Here is a 5,347-nt window from a genome sequence, read left to right as displayed (position 1 = left end):
AACCGGGACTTGCTCCTGAATGAATGTGAAATTATGGATATGATAAATATAGAGGAGATACGGTATGACAGAATTTTGGGAATCAAGTTTTATAGAAAATCAAATGATGTGGGGCTTTGAACCTTCAGACTCGGCAATCCTGACCAAGGATTTTTTTCTTGAAAAGAACATTAAGGACATATTGATACCTGGAATTGGATATGGGAGAAATGCAAAGGTTTTTGTGGATAACGGAATAAACGTAACAGGTATTGAAATTTCAAAAACAGCGATTGATTTGGCGAGACAAAAAGAGCTTAATATTAGTATTTTTCATGGCTCCGTAATGGATATGCCTTTTGATAACAAACTTTATGACGGTATATTTTGTTATGCCCTTATTCACTTATTGAATAAGCGTGAGAGAGAAAAGTTTATTAACGATTGCTATAATCAGTTAAAGCCAAACGGATATATGGTTTTTACGACGATTTCAAAAGAAGCCCCGATGTATGGAAAGGGAAAGCAACTGGATAAAGACTATTACGAGATCATGGAAGGGGTAAAAATGTTTTTTTATGATGCTGATTCGATAAAACAAGAATTCGGCAAATATGGACTAACCGATTTTTCGGAAATTGTTGAGCCACATAAAAACATGGAAAGCAAGCCTCCATTTAAATTTATCATGCTAAAATGTCAAAAAGAGCTGTAATGGGAATTGTAAAAGAACGACACGAGGGAAGCACATATGCATCCTTCGTGTCTTTTTATTTTTTAGGGGTCGTAATACTTTCGCCATGTTCGTGAGTGCAAAGGTGCGCAATAATGATAAAGGCTGATACAGAAGGATATTGCCGAGGCGAGGATTTCCAATGGTCCCGCAGTGCCTGCCCTGATCGGGTCAGGTATCCTGTAAATCTAATGTATCCACCAACATTAAGGGTTCGATTCCCAATCGCCTTCCAAGCGACTTCTGGTAGAGTATTCGAATGGTCGAATAAAAAATGAAGAGACCTGGATAAGAGCTTCCCATATCTAGTCTTGATGATAGATGCCGGGACGATGGCTATGCGGTCAGCGGATACCGGAGAGAGCAAGCGCCGACAGCGCCCGCGGCTTCGGAGATAAGGATTTACAGTCGAGGTTGGGCTGGTGAATTCCATCCCCGAATACGGGAACAGGCGGCCCCTTGCTTCTTCCTTAAGCTTGGCCCCGCCCTTCATTCCGGAGGGATGCTCTGCAAGGGTCCTATCCCTACAACAAATAAAAATAAATCCTCATTTTAAAAATGTGTTTTGACTCCACGTGCGAATAAGCGGAGCGGTCCGTTTGAATCAGGAGAAGCGAAGCCGCCATATCTACGAAGGAAGCCTATTTTTAAGTTGAGGATTTTTAACACTAGGAGTGATACCATGTTTAAGAAAATAACGATTAAATCCGATGAGCGCGGACTGCTGTTTCAAAAAGGAAGCTACCACAAGTTGCTGAACCCAGGAACCTACCTATTAAAGACATTTCAACAGGAAACAGTTGAAATTTTAAATGTAGCCGAACCCTTTTTTGTACCAGATCATGATATTCGTTTGTTTTTGACAGATCCTCTATTGCTGGAGCAATTGACCGTCATCGATGTGGAGGACCATGAATATGTGCTGCATTATGAGGATCATCGGTTTGTAGAGCTGCTGACAGCAGGGAAATATGCATTTTGGAACATGCTCAAGGAACATCGTTTTGTTCGTGCAGATACTCGGCAGCCTGCCATTGATAAGGCTTTGGGGCAAGCATTCTTGTCCAAGACACCGGGCTTCTGGAAAGCCCTACAGGTGGCCAGTCATGAAGTGGGCTTTTTGTATTACGATAATGTGCTGCAAGGTGAATTGAAGCCGGGCAAATATTATTTCTGGTTGTCCACGGTGAACACAGAGATCAAAACCATAGATATGCGGCAGCAGCAGATGGACCTGATGGGGCAGGAAATCATGACGGAGGACAAAATCACGCTGCGTCTGAACTTCGTCTGCCAGTACCGGATCACCGACCCGCTGCGAGCGTTGGAGTTCAAAGCATACGAGGAGCAAATCTACATTATGCTGCAGCTGCTGCTGCGCGAATACGTAGGAACAATGAAGCTGGATGATCTGCTAAAAATGAAGCAGGAGATTGCGGAATATGTTTTGACGCGACTGAATGAGCAGAGCGATGAATATGGGGTTGCTTTTACGTCAGCAGGGGTGAAGGATATTATTTTGCCGGGGGATATCAAAGATATTCTGAATACGGTGCTATTGGCAGAGAAGAAGGCACAAGCCAACCTCATTACACGACGTGAAGAGACGGCATCCACTCGTAGTCTGCTCAATACGGCCAAGCTGATGGACGAAAATGCTACCCTCTATCGTCTCAAAGAGCTGGAATTCATGGAAAAAATCTGCGAGAAGATTGGTACGATATCGCTGACTGGTGGAAATACGCTGCTGGAGCAGCTAAACACATTGGTTCATATGAAAGAGGGGCAGGGGCTCCAGTAACAGAAAATACTCCCGAACGATGAGTTGCAAGCTGGCTCAAGATTCGGGAGTATTTTTTTAGTTCGTTTTGGTGGATGCGAGAAAAGCGTCCATATCAAATACCGGAATAAGAGCACCCTGATGCTCCATCACAGTAGGGAACAATTCGCGTTGCCATTCTTCCTCATTGCTTTGTAGCTGACTGTCTTCGGCAGATGCTGTATCCTCCACATGATCGACAAGCAAAGCAATCTTTGCACGACTGAGCAAAATCATTTTGTCCTCGGAGGAATCGCTTGATGCGGGAAGAAGCAGCTTCTTGCGTAGATTAAGGATGGTAAATACATCGCCACGAATGGTCACCATTCCTTCATGCCATGCTTCGGAAAAGGGAAGCGGTGTCCCTTTTTTGGCATTCATGACTTCTTCTACTTCCAGAAAGTTTAATGCGAACTTTTTGTCCGCCAGACTGCACACAATATATTCAGACATAGCAATTCTCCTTACATATTCAGATAAGTCCATCACAAGTTGTGAACTAGCGATAAATTAGTTAACTATTGCGTTTTGATAGATGGAACGATAAAGTGGAGGATGCGGTAAAATGGTTTTAGTTAATCACAGAATATCACAAACGAGCAGTTAAATCTTCCAAAATAACAGCCAAACGGACAGAGTGTAGCTTTGAGTTTCCCTTACATATAAATGTTGGGCCTAAGTCCATGTCCGATGGCACTACATTTTTAAGATAAGCGGGTTGAGGTAGAATGGATCATGAAAAGCAACGATTAAGTATCGAGGCAGCCAGATTATACTATCTGAACGATTATAGCCAGCAAGACATCGCGGTCAGACTCGGGGTTTCGCGACCCACGGTATCGCGCTTACTTCAGGCTGCCAAGGAACATGGATACGTGCGGATCAGTATTGTGGACCCAATGGAGGATATGGACGCGCTCGGAGAGCAGGTGAAAAAGAAATACGGGCTGGATACCGTGCTGGTCTGTTATTCGCCATTAAATGATTACCAGGAGATCAAGAAGCACATTAGCAAAAAAGCAGCCGATTATTTGCATGAAACGGTACAGGATGCTGATATTATTGGAGTGACATGGGGAACAACCATGCATGCGGTGGCGCTTCATCTCCAGCAAAAGCAGGTCAAGGGAGTCGAGGTGGTTCAGCTTAAAGGAGGCGTAAGCCATTCACATGTCAACACTTATGCGGTGGAAACCGTGAATTTGTTCGCAGAAGCCTTTAACACCATCGCTCGGTATTTGCCGCTGCCCGTGATTTTCGACAGTCAAGCTGTTAAGAGAATGGTCGAGGAGGATCGGCATATCCAGCGTATCATTCAACTTGGCAAGCAGGCGAACATTGCGGTGTTTACGGTGGGTACGGTCAAGGAGGATGCACTGCTGTTCCGGTTAGGTTACTTTAACCATGAAGAGCAGAAGCTGCTGCAAAAAATCGGCAAAGGCGATATTTGCTCGCGCTTTTTTGACGATGAAGGCAAGATATGCAGTCAGGAAATCAACAGCCGTACCGTGGGAATTGATTTGCCTGAGCTGCGAAAGAAGGAGAAGTCCATTCTCGTAGCTGGAGGTCAGCGCAAAGTAGAGGCTATTCGGGCATCGCTGCGTGGCAAGTATGCGAATATTTTGGTGACGGATCAGTTTACGGCACAAGCACTTTTGCAGTAGGGCATGTTGGCCTCATTCCAAATAAACATACGGTTATGGCGCAGGCCTACAGGGTAATATGAAATGTAGGTGAACGCCCTATGTACAAGAGTGAACATAATTTCAAAATGTGTTTTACATATGTTCAAAGCCGTGCTATGATGATCTCATCACAGGGAAATAACGATTCATTTTCTTCACACTATTTATTGAATGAAGGAGCTTTCAGATATGAACATTGCAGCATTAATCGATCATACATTGTTGCGTGCAGATGCGACGAAGGACGAAATTACAAAGTTGACTGCTGAGGCGAAAAAATACCAGTTTGCTTCCGTGTGTGTAAATCCGGCGTGGGTAGCCTATGCAGCCGAACAGCTTGCAGGTACAGGCGTAGCTATCTGTACGGTTATCGGTTTCCCACTGGGAGCGAACACGTCGGCAACGAAAGCATTTGAAACGAAAGATGCGATTGCTAACGGTGCGACTGAGGTGGATATGGTTATTAATATCGGCGCCTTGAAGGCACGTGATCTGGAACTCGTAGAAAAGGATATTCGTGCGGTTGTGGAAGCTGCTGCAGGTACACTGGTCAAAGTGATTATCGAAACCTGCCTGCTAACAGACGAAGAGAAGGTACTGGCATGTGAGCTGTCTGTCAAAGCCGGAGCGAATTTTGTAAAAACTTCGACGGGATTCTCTACAGGTGGAGCTACTGTGGAAGACGTAGCCTTGATGCGCAAAACGGTAGGACCTGAGATTGGTGTTAAAGCTTCCGGCGGCGTACGCAGCCTGGAGGATGTGCAAAAATTAGTAGAAGCTGGCGCAAGCCGGATCGGTGCAAGTTCCGGTGTAAAAATCATCGAGGGCGAGCAATCTACATCTTCCTACTAAGTTTATTTTAAAGTCATGGAGGGATTCGGGATGAAGGATCAATTGATTCAGAAAGCGCTTGAGGCGCGCAAACAGGCATATGTTCCGTATTCGAATTTTCAAGTGGGTGCTGCGGTTCTCGGAAGCGATGGCACGGTATATCACGGATGCAATGTGGAAAATGCCTCCTACGGCTTATGCAATTGTGCGGAGCGGACAGCGATTTTCAAAATGGTATCTGAAGGCTGCCGTCGAATTGATTCGATTGCGATAGTAGCGGATACGGAAGGACCTGTGTCT

Annotated in this window: 7 protein-coding genes; 5 read left to right on the top strand and 2 right to left on the bottom strand. The window is 44.9% G+C overall.

Annotated features, from left to right (window positions below):
* Positions 1-64 precede the first annotated feature (64 nt).
* Positions 65-694, top strand: a complete 630-nt coding sequence (locus tag AC5V8P_RS23050; protein ID WP_064797275.1) for a class I SAM-dependent methyltransferase — start codon at positions 65-67, stop codon at positions 692-694.
* A 55-nt stretch (positions 695-749) separates the two neighbouring features.
* On the opposite strand, the gene AC5V8P_RS23045 is transcribed toward AC5V8P_RS23050, so the two are convergent.
* On the bottom strand, positions 750-1,205 hold the full coding sequence (locus tag AC5V8P_RS23045) for a hypothetical protein (RefSeq protein WP_196771881.1): 456 nt from the start codon (positions 1,203-1,205) through the stop codon (positions 750-752).
* Between the two features lie 189 nt (positions 1,206-1,394).
* Between AC5V8P_RS23045 and AC5V8P_RS23040 the strand changes: the two genes are divergently transcribed.
* Positions 1,395-2,513, top strand: coding sequence for a slipin family protein (locus AC5V8P_RS23040; protein WP_064797274.1), 1,119 nt, complete (start codon positions 1,395-1,397; stop codon positions 2,511-2,513).
* A gap of 57 nt (positions 2,514-2,570) precedes the next feature.
* Here the strand turns inward: AC5V8P_RS23040 and AC5V8P_RS23035 are convergent, their stop codons facing one another.
* Positions 2,571-2,984: a chemotaxis protein CheW gene (locus tag AC5V8P_RS23035; RefSeq protein WP_064797273.1), complete on the bottom strand. Its 414-nt coding sequence runs from the start codon at positions 2,982-2,984 to the stop codon at positions 2,571-2,573.
* A 275-nt stretch (positions 2,985-3,259) separates the two neighbouring features.
* Between AC5V8P_RS23035 and deoR the strand changes: the two genes are divergently transcribed.
* From deoR to AC5V8P_RS23020, 3 genes are all read left to right on the top strand, one after another.
* Positions 3,260-4,195: a DNA-binding transcriptional repressor DeoR gene (gene deoR, locus AC5V8P_RS23030; protein ID WP_495473902.1), complete on the top strand. Its 936-nt coding sequence runs from the start codon at positions 3,260-3,262 to the stop codon at positions 4,193-4,195.
* A 210-nt stretch (positions 4,196-4,405) separates the two neighbouring features.
* Positions 4,406-5,068 (top strand): deoxyribose-phosphate aldolase, encoded by a 663-nt coding sequence (gene deoC / locus AC5V8P_RS23025; protein WP_063210266.1) that lies wholly within the window; start codon positions 4,406-4,408, stop codon positions 5,066-5,068.
* A 30-nt stretch (positions 5,069-5,098) separates the two neighbouring features.
* The coding region (locus tag AC5V8P_RS23020; protein WP_495473901.1) for a cytidine deaminase at positions 5,099-5,347 on the top strand (249 nt) is incomplete at its 3' end.

This window comes from Paenibacillus sp. N119s (assembly GCF_059447605.1).
Note: the sequence above shows the minus strand (reverse complement) of the source record. Positions and strands in the feature narration are given on the sequence as shown.